This window comes from Streptomyces graminilatus (genome assembly GCF_001418565.1).
Lineage (GTDB): Bacteria > Actinomycetota > Actinomycetes > Streptomycetales > Streptomycetaceae > Streptomyces > Streptomyces graminilatus.
The window spans coordinates 1-15864 of sequence record NZ_LIQQ01000566.1 but is presented as its reverse complement, the minus strand read 5'-3'; the positions used below and the strand labels follow the sequence as shown (position 1 = coordinate 15864).

General features: G+C 71.8%; 12 protein-coding genes and 1 tRNA gene. 8 read left to right on the top strand and 5 right to left on the bottom strand.

All coding sequences use genetic code 11. The features are described from left to right. Nucleotides 1-82 precede the first annotated feature (82 nt). Together AOK08_RS36725 and AOK08_RS36720 are read left to right on the top strand one after the other, a co-directional pair. Entirely contained in the window at nucleotides 83-1066 is a 984-nt protein-coding gene (locus AOK08_RS36725) for an aldo/keto reductase (RefSeq protein ID WP_055534172.1), read from the top strand. Continuing rightward, nucleotides 1063-3423: a helix-hairpin-helix domain-containing protein gene (locus AOK08_RS36720; RefSeq protein WP_055534170.1), complete on the top strand. Its 2361-nt coding sequence runs from the start codon at nucleotides 1063-1065 to the stop codon at nucleotides 3421-3423. The genes AOK08_RS36725 and AOK08_RS36720 overlap by 4 nt, the downstream gene beginning before the upstream one ends. A gap of 232 nt (nucleotides 3424-3655) precedes the next feature. Here the strand turns inward: AOK08_RS36720 and AOK08_RS36715 are convergent, their stop codons facing one another. After that, a complete protein-coding gene (locus AOK08_RS36715) occupies nucleotides 3656-4351 on the bottom strand; it encodes a hypothetical protein (RefSeq protein WP_055534168.1) in 696 nt (231 codons plus the stop codon). 47 nt (nucleotides 4352-4398) lie between these two features. Here AOK08_RS36715 and AOK08_RS36710 point away from each other — a divergent pair, with 47 nt between their 5' ends. Beyond that, complete coding sequence (locus AOK08_RS36710; RefSeq protein WP_018549191.1) at nucleotides 4399-4587, top strand: DUF5703 family protein; 189 nt, start codon at nucleotides 4399-4401, stop codon at nucleotides 4585-4587. A 142-nt stretch (nucleotides 4588-4729) separates the two neighbouring features. On the opposite strand, the gene AOK08_RS36705 is transcribed toward AOK08_RS36710, so the two are convergent. The 3 genes from AOK08_RS36705 to AOK08_RS36695 all read right to left on the bottom strand — a co-directional run bounded on the left by AOK08_RS36705 (nucleotide 4730) and on the right by AOK08_RS36695 (nucleotide 7973). Continuing rightward, on the bottom strand, nucleotides 4730-6046 hold the full coding sequence (locus AOK08_RS36705; protein ID WP_055534166.1) for a chaplin: 1317 nt from the start codon (nucleotides 6044-6046) through the stop codon (nucleotides 4730-4732). 136 nt (nucleotides 6047-6182) lie between these two features. Next, nucleotides 6183-6416, bottom strand: coding sequence for a chaplin ChpH (gene chpH / locus AOK08_RS36700; RefSeq protein ID WP_055534164.1), 234 nt, complete (start codon nucleotides 6414-6416; stop codon nucleotides 6183-6185). Between the two features lie 222 nt (nucleotides 6417-6638). After that, entirely contained in the window at nucleotides 6639-7973 is a 1335-nt protein-coding gene (locus AOK08_RS36695) for a M20/M25/M40 family metallo-hydrolase (RefSeq protein ID WP_055534162.1), read from the bottom strand. Between the two features lie 188 nt (nucleotides 7974-8161). Here AOK08_RS36695 and AOK08_RS36690 point away from each other — a divergent pair. The 4 genes from AOK08_RS36690 (at nucleotide 8162) to AOK08_RS36675 (ending at nucleotide 14622) form a co-directional block, all read left to right on the top strand. Next, nucleotides 8162-8246 (top strand) — tRNA-Leu (locus tag AOK08_RS36690). A 379-nt stretch (nucleotides 8247-8625) separates the two neighbouring features. Next, a complete protein-coding gene (locus AOK08_RS36685) occupies nucleotides 8626-12501 on the top strand; it encodes a Pls/PosA family non-ribosomal peptide synthetase (protein WP_055534160.1) in 3876 nt (1291 codons plus the stop codon). A 92-nt stretch (nucleotides 12502-12593) separates the two neighbouring features. After that, nucleotides 12594-14111: a M1 family metallopeptidase gene (locus AOK08_RS36680; RefSeq protein ID WP_241827247.1), complete on the top strand. Its 1518-nt coding sequence runs from the start codon at nucleotides 12594-12596 to the stop codon at nucleotides 14109-14111. A 46-nt stretch (nucleotides 14112-14157) separates the two neighbouring features. Further along, nucleotides 14158-14622: a YchJ family protein gene (locus AOK08_RS36675; protein ID WP_055534158.1), complete on the top strand. Its 465-nt coding sequence runs from the start codon at nucleotides 14158-14160 to the stop codon at nucleotides 14620-14622. Here AOK08_RS36675 and AOK08_RS36670 read toward each other — a convergent pair. Further along, nucleotides 14595-15296, bottom strand: a complete 702-nt coding sequence (locus tag AOK08_RS36670) for a FadR/GntR family transcriptional regulator (RefSeq protein WP_055534156.1) — start codon at nucleotides 15294-15296, stop codon at nucleotides 14595-14597. The genes AOK08_RS36675 and AOK08_RS36670 overlap by 28 nt on opposite strands. 96 nt (nucleotides 15297-15392) lie before the next feature. On the opposite strand from AOK08_RS36670, the gene AOK08_RS36665 reads away from it, so the two are divergent. Further along, nucleotides 15393-15864: gluconokinase (locus AOK08_RS36665; RefSeq protein WP_055534154.1), on the top strand; the 472-nt coding region annotated here is incomplete at its 3' end.

Below are 15864 nucleotides of genomic sequence, written 5' to 3'. Positions count from 1 at the left end.
CGGGAAAGGGCGGCGGGGGCGGAGAAAACCGTTGTCCACAGGCAACCCACTTGATCAGTTCTGGCCAGTAATCTCGGCGTTCATGGAGCAGAGGCATCTCGGCCGTACCGGCCTGCGCGTGTCCCGAATCGGACTCGGCACCCTGACATGGGGCCGGGACACCGACGAGCACGACGCCGCGGCCCTGTTGAAAGCGTTCTGGGAAGCGGGCGGAAACCTCGTCGACACCGCGGACGTGTACGGCGACGGAGAGGCCGAGTACCTGCTCGGACGGCTCATGGAGGGGCTCGTGCCCCGCCGTGACCTGGTCATCTCGACCAAGGCCGGCAGCGTCCCCGACCCGGACCGCCGTGTCGACGGCTCCCGCGGCCACCTCCTCGCCGCCCTCGACGCCTCCCTCACCCGCCTCGGCACGGACTACGTGGACGTCTGGCACATCCACGCCTACGACCCCGACACCCCCCTGGAGGAGACCCTCCAGGCCCTCGACCTCGCCGTCAGCAGCGGACGCGCCCGCTACGCCGGCGTCTCCAACTTCTGCGGCTGGCAACTCGCCAAGGCGGCGACCTGGCAGCTCGCGGCACCAGGCATACGTACCCGGCTGTCCAGCAGCCAACTGGAATACTCGCTGCTCCAGCGCGGCATCGAACGCGAGGTGCTCCCCGCCGCACTCGATCTGGGTGTCGGGCTCCTGCCCTCCTCACCCCTCGGCCGCGGCGTCCTCACGGGCAAGTACCGCGACTCGACCCCCGCGGACTCCCGGGGCGCCTCGGAGCACCTGGCCCCCTTTGTCGCCCCGTACCTCGACGACACGGCGAGCCGCATCGTGGACGCGGTGCGGACCGCGGCGGACGGACTGGCGGTGACGCCGTTGCAGGTGGCGCTCGCCTGGATCCGCGACCGTCCCGGCGTGGCCGCCCCCATCGTCGGCGCGCGCAACGCGCAGCAGCTCACGGCCGCGTTGTCAGTGGAGACCCTTAGTCTTCCTGACGAGATCTGCCGGGCGCTCGACGACGTGTCGGCGCCTGTGCACCGCTATCCCGATCACGACTGGAGCACGCTGTGAGCACGGAGCCCGACACCACGGAGGAAGCCGAGCCGGGGACCCCGGGCGCCTCCGAGGAGGCCGCCCAGGACACGGCGGACGCCTCGTCGACCGAGCAGACAGAGAACGAAAGGAACGCCGGGAGCGCCGAGCACGCCGCGAGCGCTGAGAGCAGCGAAACCCCCGGCACCGCCGACAACAGTGGCGCCGACGCCGGGCAGCCGTCCGAGGCCGAGGCGGAGCTGGCCGCTCAGCGGGAGCTCCGGGAGCGGATCGAGCGGCGCAAGGCCGAGAAGAAGGGCCCGATCGCGAGCGGCACCAAGCTCAGCGGTACGGCCGCCGATCTGATGGCGGCCGTCCGGGCCGTGGAGAGCGGGGAGAAGCCCGCGTCGGCCATCACCTTCCGCGCACCGGAGTCCAAGCCCACGTCCAGGCCCGCGACCCCTGCCGCACAACCGCGAGTCGCCGCCTCCCCCGCGCCCTCCTCAGCCGTTCCGGCCCGGCGGCCGGAGCCCGTCGCGCCAACCGCGCCAACCGCGCCCGTCGCGGGCGACCCGGAAGCCATCGGCGCCGTGCGGGGCCTACTGACCGAAGGGGGCGCGCCGGACTCACTCGCACCGCAGGTCGTCTCGGCGCTCGGCGACGGAGCCGACGGACAACTGCGCGCGGACCCCTGGCAGTTGCTCCGGGTCGCCGGGGTGCGGCCGGAGCAGGCCGACGGGTTCGCGCGGGCGTTGCTCGGCGCCGGGTGCGGTCCGGACGACGAGCGGCGGGGCCGGGCGCTCACGGTGTGGCTGCTGGAGCAGGCCGCCCTGGCCGGACACACGGTGCTGGACGCCTCCGCCCTCGGCGCCGCGCTCGCCCAGCGCGGTGTGCCCGACCCGGACGGCGCCGTACAGAGCGCGGTCGCCGAGGGCGAGGCCCTGGAGTTCCAGGACGCGATCGAGGAAGCGGCGGGGACGGGGGCCGGAACCCCGGCGCCCGGACCCGGACGGGGCGACGAGGACAGCGAGGACGACGAGGTCGCCGAGCGCCCCGTTCGCGTGCTCATCGGGCTTGAGCGGTACGCGCTCGCCGAGGAGAGCCTCGCCGACGGGCTGGCCCGGATCGTCAACTCGCTGCCCAAGGAGGTGGCCGAGGACTGGGAGTCGTCGGCCGGGGCACAGAGGTCCCGTTCCGCGGCCGAGTTGATCCGTGCCGTCGCCGGGCACGGGATCGTGCTGCACACCGGCGGCGACACGGCGCGCGCCGAACCGGCCGCCCTCGTCACCGCGGCCCGTTCCCTGGGCCTGCGGGTCTGCGCGGCGGCCCACACCACCGTCGGGCGCCACCGTTTCGCCGCGCTTCTCACGGGGGAGCCGGAGCCACTGTCGGAGTCGGAGTCGGAGTCGGAGTCGGAGTCGGAGTCGGTGTCGGTGCCGGAGTCCGTCGTCACCGTCGCGGGGCTGCTGGCCGGGGCCGAGGGGCCCGGGCGGGACGCCGAGGGAGCGTTCGAACTCGATCTGCTGGTCGTGCTGGACGCGCCGCAGCTCGACGTGGAGAGCGCGGCGATGCTCGTGGAGTCGCTGCCCGACGGCGCCAGGCTGCTGCTGAGCGGTGATCCGGCGGTGCTGTGGTCGGCGGGGCCGGGGCGGGTGTTCGCCGATCTGCTCGCCGCACGCGCGTGCCCGCACATCGTTTCGCGCACGCCCGATCCCGGCCCCATCGGGGAACTCGTCTCGGGCGTCTCCGTCGGCGAGCTCACCCAGGTCGAGGCGCCCGGCAAGGAGGTCGTGATCGTCCCTGTGCGGGACGCGGGCGAGGCGGTGCACCGGACCGTGCAGCTCGTCGCGGACTCGGTGCCCAGAGCGCTCGGGGTACCGCCGGAGCAGACCCAGGTGATCACGCCCGGGCACGGCGGGGCGGCCGGCACGCGCGCGCTCAACGCCGCCCTGAAGGAGCGGCTGAACCCCGGCCCGGGCCGCTTCGGCGGCTTCGACCCGGGCGACCGGATCGCGTACTCCCCCGCCCCGGGGCGGACGGTGTCCGGGCAGGTCGTCAGGGCCGACGCGGACGGGCTGCACCTGGAGTGCGACGGCGCCGCCGTGGTCGTACCGAAGGAGCGGGTCGAACTGAGCGTGCGGCACGGGTGGGCGCTCACCGCGCACCAGGCGGCCGGGCTGCACTGGCCGGCCGCCGTGGTGGTGCTGCCCGGGGACGCGGCCGGGTCGCTCACCCGGCGCTGGGTCTACACGGCCTTCAGCCGCGCGGAGCGTCACCTCTCCGTGGTGCACGGCGTGGACCAGGCGCTGCCCCGCGCGGTGGCGGAGGTCCCGGCGAAGGCGCGTACGACGCGACTGCCGGGCCTGCTCAGAGCCCAGGTGCCGCCGGCCACGTGAACGGGCGGGCCAGCAGGCGAACCGGCGAGCGGAGCCAGCAGGCCAGCAGGCGTACCGCCGAGCGGGGCCAGCGAGCGAACCGGCGAGCGGGGCCGGCAGGCCGGCGGGCCCGAGGGCGAACCGCACCGGCCGGCCAACGGACCGGGGCGAACGACAGCGGCGGTCATGGGAAGTCCCGCCTCCCATGACCGCCGCTGTCCGGACTCCTGGCCGCCGGACGCCGGACGCCCGGTTATCGCCGGCGATCGGCGTCCAGTGGTTCCAGGTCGGCGTCGGGGTCGAGCTCGTCCTCCAGCAGGTCGTCGTCCTCGATGACGTCGTCGGCGTCGTCGTCGAAGACCGCGCTGACGTCGAACCGGCAGACCACCCGTTCCGCGTCGACCTGGTCGAAGGGGGCCTCCAGCCACTCACCGGGGTCGGCCGGCTCGTCGGAGGCCGTCACCCACAGTGTGGAGTCGGCCTCCTCCAGGCCGAACTCCTTGTGCCGGGAGGCGATCTCGTCCGGCTCGAACTCGCCGAACAGGATGCCCAGCGCCCCGTGCACCGTGCCGGCGACATCGGCGCCCACGCCGTCGTCGTCCACGGACTCGACCCGCTGCGCCTGCACAAGCAGCCGTTGCGGATCCACCACGGCGTAGTCGCGGCGGATGAGCACACTCAGCGCGTTCGGCTCCTCGGGGCCCGCGTAGGGCGGCAGAGCGTCGTCCGTACCCGGGATCTCGAAGGGGGTGACCTCGTCGTAGCGGTCGTAGAGCAGCTCGTCGTACACCTCGGCGGCAGCGGCCAGTTGGTTGAACGCCTCATAGACATCGGGGTCGTCCTCCCCCGACCGGCGTTCGACCGCCGCCAGGTGGCGGTCGAGCGCGGTCTTGACCGCCTCGGCGGCGGCGCGTACCTCGGCAGCGGTGGGCTGCGCAGCATCAGACATAGTGCAGACGCTATCCGTACCGGGCCTCTGCCCGCACAATAGATGCGATGCCGGAATACGAATTTGTCGACGTGTACGTACCACGCGGGGTCACCCGCAAGGAAGCCACACGTCTGCTCACTGACCATGCCGAGTACGGACACTGGGAGCTGGACCGCCTCAGCCTGCTGCGTGACGGCAGCCGCAGGGTGCGGTTGCGCCGGCGGATCATCCGCCAGGTACGCGCCACGTGGTGAGGTGAAACGACCGAAACGGAGCGGGCCCCGCGTCTGCGGGGCCCGCTCCGTTCAGCACGCCGCCGGGTGACCGAGCGGCGCGTTCCTCATGTTCGTACGCAGTGTTCGTACGGAATGTCCGAAACGAAATGTCCGTACGGGTCTACGCCGAGGGGCGTGCCTTGCGGTAGAGCACGGTGCCCGCCAGCAGCATGCCCGCACCCACCGGCAGGGCGACACCCAGCGGCAGGTCACCGCCGGTGTGCGCGAGCTGCGCGGCGGCCCTCTGCTGCGGAACGGTCGGCGAGCCGTTCTGGTCGACATACGTCGGTCCGGTCGGCGGCGTCACACCGTGCGAGGTGCTGGGCGGCGTGATCGGCGATCCCGGCCCGACGGGAGTGGCCGGCTGGGCCGGTGTTCCCGGGTGGTGCGGGGTTCCCGGCTGGGCCGGGGGACCCGGGTGTTCCGGGGTGGTCGGCGGCTGCGGGTGCTCCGGGAGCTGGGGAGTTCCCGGGGCTCCCGGCCCGGAGGGGCCGCCCGGAAGCTGGGGGCTTTCCGGCTGCTGCGGCTTCCCGGGCGGGGGCGGCGTCTCGTGACCGCCACCGGGAGGCGGCGTCTCTTCACCGCCGTAGGGGGGCGGGGTCTCGTGGCCGTGGCTCGGGGGTGTGCACGGCTCGTCGGTTTCCGGAGGCGGCGCGGGGTGGCCGCCGCCCATGTGGTCCCCGGTGGTCGCGCAGTCGTTGCCCATCGCCGGGTTGAGAAGACCGACGACGCTCACGGAGTTGCCGCACAGGTTGACCGGGGCGTCGACCGGGGCCTCCACGTGGTTGCCGGACCCCACGCCCGGCGAGTCCATGGCGTATCCGCCGGCGTACGAGCCCTCCCAGCCCTGCCAGTCGGCCCAGTCGCCGGAGCCGCCGGGGCTGCCCGGGTGTCCCGGGTACCCGAAGCCACCCGGGGTGCCCGAGTCGCCGTACCCGCCCTGGCCGCCGTACCCGTCGTGACCGCCGTAGCCGCCGTACCCTCCGGGAGAGCCGTAGCCCCCTCCGGGTGAGCCGTGACCGCCCGACGAACCGTGTCCGCCGTAACCGCCGTAACCGCCGTCGTCGCCGTAACCGCCGGACGAGCCGTGGCCGCCATGACCACCCTGGCCGCCATGACTACCGTGGTTGCCCTGACCGCCGTGGTTGCCCTGGTGGCCGTGGCCGCCCGGTGAGCCGTGGCTGCCGCCGCCTCCGCCGTTGCCGCACTTGTTGCCCATCGCCGGGTTGAGCAGTCCGACGACGCTCACGGTGTTGCCGCAGGCGTTGACCGGAACGCTCACCGGCGCACTCACCGTGTTGCCGGAGAGCACGCCGGGTGAGTTGGAGGCTGCGGCGCTCGCCCCCGAGTCCGCGTGTGCCTGGGCGCCGCCTGCGGCGGCCATCACTCCTGTCGCCGCCGCCACGGTCATCAGGCCCTTGCGGGTGACCTCTCGCATTGCTGCATCCCTGCTTTCACATGCTGTGTCGTGAACCTTCCGGAACGACCTGTCGGCCCCGGAGCGCGAAAGGCGTTCCGGGGCCGACAGGCTCAGACTCGCTCGGAGTCAGAACCTCACGAAGTGAGGTGCGGCATCAGTTGTTGACGCAGGTGTTGCCGAAGGCGGGGTTCAGCAGCCCGATCACGGAGATCGTGTTGCCGCAGACGTTCACCGGGACGTGAACGGGAACCTGGACGACGTTGCCGGACAGAACACCCGGGGAGCCCACGGCAGCACCCTGAGCACCCGCGTCGGCGACGGCCAGGCCCGCGCCCGCGAGAACCAGACCGCCAGTGGCAGCCACAGCGGCGACGACCTTCTTGATCATTATTCCTCCTTGTAGGCAATGCGATCCGGCAGTAGCGGACCGCATCACCAGTAACGAGGAGGGGGCATTAGGGCTACGACCCTATGAGCGCATTCACTCTTCTCAGTCAGCCACGCACATGCGGACGATTATTGGAGTGTCGTTCAATCGGGTAATTCGGGGCGGATCCAGGGGTGTTGGGAATCCGGTGGGACCCACCGGAACCCAGGCCCGGCAACGGAATCAGGATGCCTCGATGAAGCGGTCGAGGACACGCACCCCGAACTTCAGCGCGTCGACCGGCACTCGTTCGTCAACACCGTGGAACATGCCCGCGAAGTCCAGCTCCGGCGGCAGCTTGAGCGGTGCGAAGCCGAAGCAGCGGATACCGAGGTCCGCGAAGGACTTGGCGTCGGTGCCGGCCGACAGCATGTAGGGCACGGCCCGGGCGATCGGGTCCTCGGCGACCAGCGCGGTCTGCATGGCGTCCACGAGTGCCCCGTCGAAGGAGGTCTCCAGGGCCTTGTCCGAGTGGACGTCCTCGCGCTTCACGTTGGGGCCGAGAATGCGGTCCAGGTCGGCGAGGAACTCCTCCTCGTAGCCGGGCAGATAACGGGCGTCGACGTGCGCGGTGGCCTGGCCGGGAATGACGTTGACCTTGTAACCGGCGCCCAGCTGGGTCGGGTTGGCGGTGTTCTGCAGCGAGGCGCCGATCAGCTTGGCGATGCCGCCGAGCTTGGCGAGCGTCGCGTCCATGTTCTCGGGGTCCAGCTCGGTGCCCAGCGCGTCACCGAGTTCGTCGAGGAAGTGGCGGAGCGTCTTGGTGACCCGGACCGGGAACTTGTGCCGGCCGAGGCGGCCGACCGCCTCCGACAGTTCGGTGATCGCGTTGTCCTTGTGGATCATCGAGCCGTGTCCGGCGGTGCCGTCGACGGTCAGCTTCATCCAGTGCATGCCCTTCTGGGCCGTCTCCACCAGATAGAGCCGCAGGTCCTCGTTGACGGTGAAGGAGAACCCGCCGACCTCGCCGATCGCCTCGGTCACGCCCTCGAACAGGTCGGGGTGCTTGTCCACGAGGTGCCGCGCGCCCCACGTACCGCCGGCCTCCTCGTCCGCGAGGAAGGCGAGGACGATGTCGCGCGGGGGCTTGCGGCCGGTGCGCAGCCGGTCGCGGACGACCGCGAGGGTCATCGCGTCCATGTCCTTCATGTCGACCGCGCCCCGGCCCCACACGCACCCGTCCGCGACCTCGCCCGAGAAGGGGTGGTGGGTCCAGTCCGCCGCGTTGGCCGGTACGACGTCGGTGTGGCCGTGGATGAGCAGCGCCGGCCGGGACCGGTCCTCGCCCTCGATCCGGGCCACGGTGGAGGCGCGCCCCTTGTGCGACTCGAAGATCTGCGGCTCCAGACCCACCTCGGCGAGCTTCTCGGCGATGTACTCGGCGGCCTTGCGCTCGCCCGGCCCGGAGTGGTCGCCGAAGTTGCTGGTGTCGATCTGGATGAGCTCGCGACAGAGGTCCACGACCTCGCCCTCGCCGGTGACGTACTCGGCCGAATCTGTCCTGCCCGTCCCGCTCACGCTGCTACCTCCCACTGTTCCTGCTGGTGGTCACCCCACATCCTCCCTCTCCGGCCCGGCACGCCCCAAGACCGGTCCAGGCCCGTCACACACCGTTCACGCGACGACAGGGGGTGATCGGCCACCCCGGAAAGCCTGGTAATGTTTCCTTCGTCGCCACGGGGGGAACCCCGCGCGACAGACACCTTGTCCGGGTGGCGGAATGGCAGACGCGCTAGCTTGAGGTGCTAGTGCCCTTTATCGGGCGTGGGGGTTCAAGTCCCCCCTCGGACACTTACTCTCATCGAGTTGCTGAGACCCCACTCACGGTGGGGTCTTTCGCGTTTCAGCATCTCGTCAGCCCCTTACGGGGCAACCGGAAACGGACCGCCCACTGACCGGTTTGGCGGTATTTCTGCCGAGTGTGGGCGAAATCTCGTCCGGCCGGGCACTGAACGAAGATCACCAGGTCAGGGGCGTCGGCGCTTGTTTCCGGTACCTCCCGCCCGGCCCTCTCGCGGCGCGCCCATGTGGCAGGCGTACTGGCGCGAGCCTAGGCTCGTACTAAAATTTCCGGCTTGTTACGGAACGGAGCTGGAGCCGGACAACCCCAGGCACACCTGCGGGCCCCGCCAGCGACCCGGAGGTTTCCGGGAACGAGACGCGAGGACTGATGGCAGCCACACACGAGAGCAGTGCTCTCGGTCTGCTCGAAGAAGAGATCCGCGAGCGGTTCGGCGACAGGGCACGTTTCTCCGCGGGGGGCGCCGCCTCACCGCGGACGCTCGTCGACATCTTCGACGCCGCCGTACGTTCGTACCCCAACGAACCCGCCCTGGACGACGGCTCCACCGCGCTCACCTACCGGGCGCTGGCCGCTGAGGTCGAGGCCGTACGGCGCCGGCTGAGCGCCGCGGGTGTCGGGCTCGGGGACCGGGTCGGGGTCCGGGTGCCGTCCGGGACCAATGAACTGTACGTCGCCATCCTGGCCGTGCTCGCCGCCGGTGCCGCCTACGTTCCCGTGGACGCCGAGGACCCGGACGAGCGGGCCGAGCTGGTGTTCGGGGAGGCTGACGTACGGGCCGTCGTCGGGGCCGAGTGCGAGATCACCGTGCCCGGGGCCCGCAGTGAGGTTTCCGCGCACCGGCCCGGGATCGAGCACGACGCCTGGGTCATCTTCACCTCCGGTTCCACCGGAAAGCCCAAGGGTGTCGCCGTCACTCACCGCAGTGCCGCCGCCTTCGTGGACGCCGAGGCCGCGCTGTTCCTCGCCGACGATCCCGTGGGGCCCGGCGACCGGGTCATGGCGGGGCTCTCCGTGGCCTTTGACGCCTCCTGCGAGGAGATGTGGCTGGCCTGGCGCTACGGGGCCTGTCTGGTGCCCGTACCGCGCTCCCAGGTCCGCAGCGGGGCCGATCTGGGGCCCTGGCTGGTCGAGCAGGAGATCTCCGTCGTCTCCACCGTGCCGACGCTGGCCGCGCTGTGGGAGCCCGAGACCCTCAACGACGTACGGCTGCTGATCTTCGGCGGTGAGGCATGCCCGCCCGAGCTGGTGCAGCGGCTGGTGACCGAGGGGCGCGAGGTGTGGAACACCTACGGGCCCACCGAGGCCACCGTCGTCGCCTGCGCCTCCCTGATGACCGGCGAGGAGCCGATCCGTATCGGGCTGCCCCTGAACGGCTGGGAGCTCGCCGTCGTCGACGAGGCCGGGGAGCCCGTCGCCATGGGCGCCAGTGGGCAGCTCGTGATCGGCGGGGTCGGGCTCGCGCGGTATCTCGACGCCGAGAAGGACGCCGAGAAGTACGCGCCGCTCGAGTCCCTCGGCTGGGAGCGCGCCTATCGCAGCGGTGACCTCGTCAAGGCCGAGCCGGAGGGGCTGATCTTCCTCGGGCGGGCCGACGAGCAGATCAAGCTCGGCGGGCGCAGGATCGAGCTGGGCGAGGTCGACTCGGCGCTCCAGGCGCTGCCCGGGGTCGCGGGTGCCGCCGCCGCCGTACGGACCGCGCGCAGCGGCAACCAGCTGCTCGTCGGGTACGTCGTCACGCAGGACGGGTGGGACCACGCCGCCGCCGTCGAGCGGCTGCGCGCCGAGCTGCCCGCCGCCCTCGTGCCGCTGCTCGCGCCGGTCGAAGACCTGCCGACGCGTACGTCCGGCAAGGTCGACCGCAACGCCCTGCCCTGGCCGCTGGAGGGCCTGGAGACCGGCCCCGCCGCCGTCCTGTACGGCACCGAGGCCTGGCTCGCCGAGCAGTGGAGCGAGGTCCTCGGCATCACCGTGGGCAGCGCCGACGACGACTTCTTCGCGATCGGCGGCAGCAGTCTCGGCGCCGCCCAGCTCACCACCAGGCTGCGGACGCGCTACCCCAGCGCGGCCGTCCTCGACATCTACCAGCAGCCGGTGCTGCGCCAGCTCGCCCGGCATCTGGAGGAGTCCTCCCAGGACGACAACGGCAGCCGGGTCATCGCACCGGTGCCCCTGCGCGCCAAGGCCATCCAGCTTCTGGTGCTGATCCCCCTGTTCACCCTGCTCGGGCTGCGGTGGGCGGTCGCGCTGGCCGCCGCCGCGAACGTACTGCACCTGTTCGGGGCCTATCCGTGGGCGCCGGTCACCTCGTGGTGGGCGGTGGCGGCCGGGGCCGCCGTGCTCTTCAGCCCGCCCGGACGGCTCGCTCTGGCGGCCGGCGGGGCCCGGCTGCTGCTGCGCGGTGTGAAGCCCGGCCGGTATCCGCGCGGTGGCAGTGTGCATCTGCGGCTGTGGACCGCCGAGCGGCTCGCCGACTTCAGCGGGGCGACCTCGCTGACCGGCGGCTGGCTGGAGCGGTACGCGCGGGCGCTGGGCTGCAAGGTCGGCGCGGAGGTCGACCTCCACTCGCTGCCCCCGGTCACCGGGATGCTCAAGCTGGGGCGTGGCTGCGCCGTCGAGTCCGAGGTCGATCTGTCCGGGCACTGGCTGGACGGGGACCGGCTGGAGATCGGGCAGGTCAAGGTGGGTGCCGGCGCTGTCGTCGGGACGCGCAGCCTGCTCTTCCCGGGAGCCCGGGTCGGCAAGCGGGCCGAGGTGGCGCCGGGGTCGGCGGTCGTCGGTACGGTGCCGACCGGGCAGCGGTGGGCCGGCGCGCCCGCCCACAAGCTCGGCAAGGCCAAGCGGAACTGGCCCAAGGAACGTCCGCAGCGCGGGCGGGCCTGGCGGGTCATGTACGGCCTCACCGGGTTCGCGCTGAGCATGCTGCCGGTCGTGGCGGGCGCGGTCGCGCTGCTGGTCGCGGGCCTGTTCGTCGACCCGGACGCCGGGCTCGGAACCGCTCTGCGCGGCCTCGCGCTCGCGCTGGTCCCGGCCACGCTGGCGTTCGGTCTCGCGTACGCTGGCGGGCTCCTGATCGCCGTACGGCTGCTGAGCCTGGGCCTGCGCGAGGGTACGCACCCCACGCACAGCCGGATCGGCTGGCAGGCCTGGACGGTCACGCAGCTCATGGACCGCTCCCGCCAGACGCTGTTCCCGCTGTACGCCGGGCTGATCACGCCGGTGTGGCTGCGGCTGCTCGGGATGCGGATCGGGCGCGGCGCCGAGGTGTCGACCGTGCTGGCGCTGCCGAGCCTGACGACCGTCGGCGAGGGCGCCTTCCTGGCCGACGACACCCTGACCGCGCCGTACGAGCTCGGTGGCGGCTGGCTGCGGATCGGGCGGGCCGAGATCGGGCGGCGGGCCTTCCTGGGGAACTCCGGGATGACCGCGCCGGGCCGCTCGGTGCCCGACGGCGGGCTGGTCGGGGTTCTGTCGGCCACGCCGAAGAAGGCCAAGAAGGGCAGCTCCTATCTGGGCCTGCCGCCGATGAAGCTGCCCCGTGCGGCGGCGGACAGCGACCAGAGCCGTACGTACGACCCGCCGGCGCATCTGCTCTGGGCGCGGGCGCTGGTGGAGCTGTTCCGGATCGTGCCGGTGTTCTGCTCGGCGGGGCTGGCCGTACTGACGGTGGCCGCGTTCAGTGTGCTCGGCGCGTGGTTCTGGCTGGCGGGCGGACTCGTGCTGCTCGGGGTCGGCGTGGTCGGCTGTCTGATGTCCATCGTCGCCAAGTGGACGCTCGTGGGGCGCCACCATGCCGGTGAGCATCCGCTGTGGAGCGGGTTCGTGTGGCGCAACGAGCTGGCGGACACCTTCGTCGAGGTCGTCGCCGTACCGTGGCTGGCGGGCGCCGTGCCCGGTACGCCCGTGCTGTCGGCGTGGCTGCGGGGGCTCGGGGCGCACATCGGAAAGGGGGTCTGGGTGGAGAGCTATTGGCTGCCCGAGACGGACCTGGTGACCTTGGAGGACGCCTCAACAGTTAACCGGGGATGCGTGCTCCAGACACACCTCTTCCACGACCGGATCTTGCGGACGGATACTGTGGTCCTCCGAGAGGGCGCGACGCTGGGTCCTGGCGGGATCGTCCTGCCCGGTTCCACGGTCGGGGCCCGGTCCACTCTGGGGCCCGCGTCGCTGGTCATGGCGGCGGAGTCCGTTCCCGACGACACCCGCTGGCTGGGCAACCCGATCGAGTCATGGCGTTCCTGAAAGCGGTGGGCACGACTCGTTCGGGTACCGGAGCGGGGGTGGGTTCATCTCCGGCACCTCGTACGAGCACAGCGCAGGGAGCAGACTCAGCAGTGAGCGTTCAGCAGACAGTGGGTTCGGACCCGTATTTTCCGGCAAACGGTGACCCCCGTTACCGGGTGCACCGGTACGAGCTCGCGCTGGACTACCGTCCCGGCCCGAACCGGCTGTCGGGCACGGCCCGTATCAACGCGATAGCGGGCCGGTCCTCGCTCGCCGAATTCCAGCTCAACCTGGGCGACTTCAAGATCGGCCGGGTTCGGGTGGACGGCAAGACGGCGCACTACACGCACCGGGGCGGGCGGCTGCGCATCCGCCCGCTCAAGCCGCTGCGGACCGGGGCCGCGTTCACCGTCGAGGTGCACTGGGCGGGCAACCCCAAGCCGGTCAGCAGCCCCTGGGGCGGGATCGGCTGGGAGGAGCTGGAGGACGGGGCGCTGGTGGCGAGCCAGCCGATCGGGGCGCCGTCCTGGTACCCGTGCAACGACCGGCCCGCCGACAAGGCGTCCTACCAGATCTCGATCACGACGCCGTCCGCGTACTCGGTGGTGGCGGGCGGGCGGCTGCTGACCCGGACGACCAAGGCCTCGACCACGACGTGGGTGTACGAGCAGTCCGCGCCGACGTCGAGTTATCTCGTCGGGCTGTCGATCGGGAAGTACCAGACCGTCCTGCTCGGTGACCCCGGGCTGGGCGGTGTGCCCCAACACGGGCACATCCCGGCCGAGTTGCTGCCCGAGTTCTCCCGGGACTTCGCACGCCAGCCCGCCATGATGGAGCTGTTCCAGGGGCTGTTCGGGCCGTATCCGTTCGGTGAGTACGCGGTCGTGGTGACCGAGGAGGAACTCGATGTGCCCGTCGAGGCACAGGGGTTGTCCCTGTTCGGCGCCAACCACGTGGACGGGGCCCGGAGTTCGGAGCGGCTCGTCGCGCACGAGCTGGCCCACCAGTGGTTCGGCAACAGTGTGTCCATCGCGGACTGGCGGCACATCTGGCTGAACGAGGGGTTCGCCAAGTACGCGGAGTGGCTGTGGTCCGAGCGGTCCGGTGGGCGCAGTGCGCAGCAACTGGCTGCGGTCGCGCATCGGTTGCTGTCCGGGCGGCCGCAGGATCTGGTGCTCGCCGATCCCGGGCGCAAGCTGATGTTCGACGACCGGCTGTATCAGCGCGGCGGACTCGCCGTGCACGCGGTCCGGTGCGCGCTCGGCGACGACGCGTTCTTCCGGATGCTGCGCGGCTGGGTCGGGCTGCACCGGGGCGGGTCGGTGAGCACGGCCACGTTCACGTCGTACGTGGGGCGGTTCACGGCGGAGCCGCTGGACGACCTGTTCACCGCGTGGCTCTACGAGGGGGCGCTGCCCCCGCTGCCGTCGCTTTCCCCGCCGCCCTCGCAGCCTTCGCCGCCCGCGCCGCCCTCGTTGCTTCCGCCGAGGCCTCAGGGGACGACACAGGGGGTCCCGGGCGCCCAGGGAACCGCTCAGGGCACTCAGGGGGCTCAGCAGAGTGCGCCGCCGGTCCTGGGAGGCCCTCGGGTGCCTGCCAGGCCCTCCTATCCGCCGTCCGCCGGATAGCGGATGGGCGCGGGGCGGGTCAGGGCGGTGCGGGAGAATGGCGGGCATGGCCCGACGTACTGCGCACCCCCGGCGGCAGCGCCCCGCCGCCCATGTCCGGAGCTCCGCGTGTCCGTGCGGTCTCGCGGAGCCGTACGAGAAGTGCTGCGGCCGGTTCCACCGGGGTGAGGCGGCGGCGCCGACCGCCGAGGCCCTGATGCGCTCCCGGTACAGCGCCTTCGTACGGCAGGACGAGCCCTACCTCCTGCGCACCTGGCATCCGCGCACCCGCCCCGCCCGGATCGGGTTCGACCCCGGGATGCGGTGGACAGGGCTGGAGATCACCGGCACGGGCGACGGTACGGCGTTCCACACCACCGGGACCGTCACCTTCCGGGCTTCCTACCGGGGCGGTTCGCTGTGCGAGCGGAGCCGGTTCGAGCGGGTCGACGGGGCGTGGGTGTACGTCGACGGGGACATCGACGAGGACCCCGGGGACGGCGTTCAGGGCGCGAGGACGTCCAGTTCCTGAAGGGCGCCCACCGCGATCTCCCGGGTGAGGCGCTCGGCGCGCTCGCCGTCGCCCTCACGGACCGCCTCGGCGACCCGTACGTGCAGGGTGACGGCGGCCGGGTCGGGGTCGTCGAACATGATCTCGTGATGGGTGCGGCCGGCCAGGACCTCCGCGACGACGTCGCCGAGGCGGGCGAACATCTCGTTGCCCGAGGCCTCCAGGATCACGCGGTGGAAGGCCACGTCGTGGAGCAGATAGCCCTCCAGCCGGTGTCCGCGCGAGTTGGCGACCATGCCGAGCGCGCTCTCCGTGAGCTTTGCGCACTGCTCGGCGGTGGCGAACCTGGCGGCGAGGCCCGCGGCGACCGGTTCGACGGCGGAGCGCAGCACGGTGAGGGAGCGCAGTTGCTGCGGGCGGTCGGCGCCCGCCAGCCGCCAGCGGATGACCTGGGGGTCGTAGACGTTCCACTCGGCCTTGGGGCGGACCGTGACGCCGACCCGGCGGCGGGACTCGACCAGGTGCATCGACTCCAGGACCCGGACCGCCTCCCGCATCACCGAACGGGACACCTCGAACCGCTGGGCCAGTTCGTCCGTGCGCAGCACGCTGCCCGGCGGGTATTCGCCCGCGGTGATCGCCGGCCCGAGGGTGCCCAGTACATGGCCGTGCAGCCCCCGGTCCGATGTGCTCATACACTCAGCGTACTTGGTACGTCACAACCATAAAAAGTCAGACTTATTGTTGTTCTACCCTTGAATTTGTCTTATCTATTGCGTTTCATTGCGTTCATGCAGCAGCCGTACACCACCCGCGTCGTTGTGGTCATGGGTGTCTCGGGCACCGGGAAGACCACCGTCGGTCTCCTGCTCGCGGCACGGCTCGGCGTTCCGTACGCCGAGGCCGACGACTTCCACTCGTCGGCCAGCATCCGCAAGATGACGGCGGGGATCCCGCTGACCGACGACGACCGTTGGCCGTGGCTCGACGCCATCGGCGAGTGGGCGCACGGGCGGGCCGGGCTGGGTGGGGTGGTGAGCTGTTCGGCGCTGAAGCGGGTGTACCGGGATCGGCTGCGGAGTGCCGCGCCCGGTGTGGTGTTCGTGCACCTCGCCGGTGAGCAGGGGCTTGTCGCGGAGCGGGTGGCTGCCCGGCGGGGGCACTTCATGCCCGCCGCGCTGCTTGATTCGCAGTTCGCGATCCTGGAGCCGCTCGGAGCGGATGAGGTGGGGGTCGTGGTGGATGTGTCCGGTACTCCCGGGG

What these genes read in the sequence shown, in the direction of transcription:
- AOK08_RS36685 (WP_055534160.1), top strand. Translation starts at nt 8,626, where the DNA reads ATGGCAGCCACACACGAGAGCAGTGCTCTCGGTCTGCTCGAAGAAGAG.
- AOK08_RS36725 (WP_055534172.1), top strand. Translation starts at nt 83, where the DNA reads ATGGAGCAGAGGCATCTCGGCCGTACCGGCCTGCGCGTGTCCCGAATC.
- chpH (WP_055534164.1), bottom strand. Translation starts at nt 6,416, where the DNA reads ATGATCAAGAAGGTCGTCGCCGCTGTGGCTGCCACTGGCGGTCTGGTT.
- AOK08_RS36710 (WP_018549191.1), top strand. Translation starts at nt 4,399, where the DNA reads ATGCCGGAATACGAATTTGTCGACGTGTACGTACCACGCGGGGTCACC.
- AOK08_RS36670 (WP_055534156.1), bottom strand. Translation starts at nt 15,296, where the DNA reads ATGAGCACATCGGACCGGGGGCTGCACGGCCATGTACTGGGCACCCTC.
- AOK08_RS36675 (WP_055534158.1), top strand. Translation starts at nt 14,158, where the DNA reads ATGGCCCGACGTACTGCGCACCCCCGGCGGCAGCGCCCCGCCGCCCAT.
- AOK08_RS36715 (WP_055534168.1), bottom strand. Translation starts at nt 4,351, where the DNA reads ATGTCTGATGCTGCGCAGCCCACCGCTGCCGAGGTACGCGCCGCCGCC.
- AOK08_RS36705 (WP_055534166.1), bottom strand. Translation starts at nt 6,046, where the DNA reads ATGCGAGAGGTCACCCGCAAGGGCCTGATGACCGTGGCGGCGGCGACA.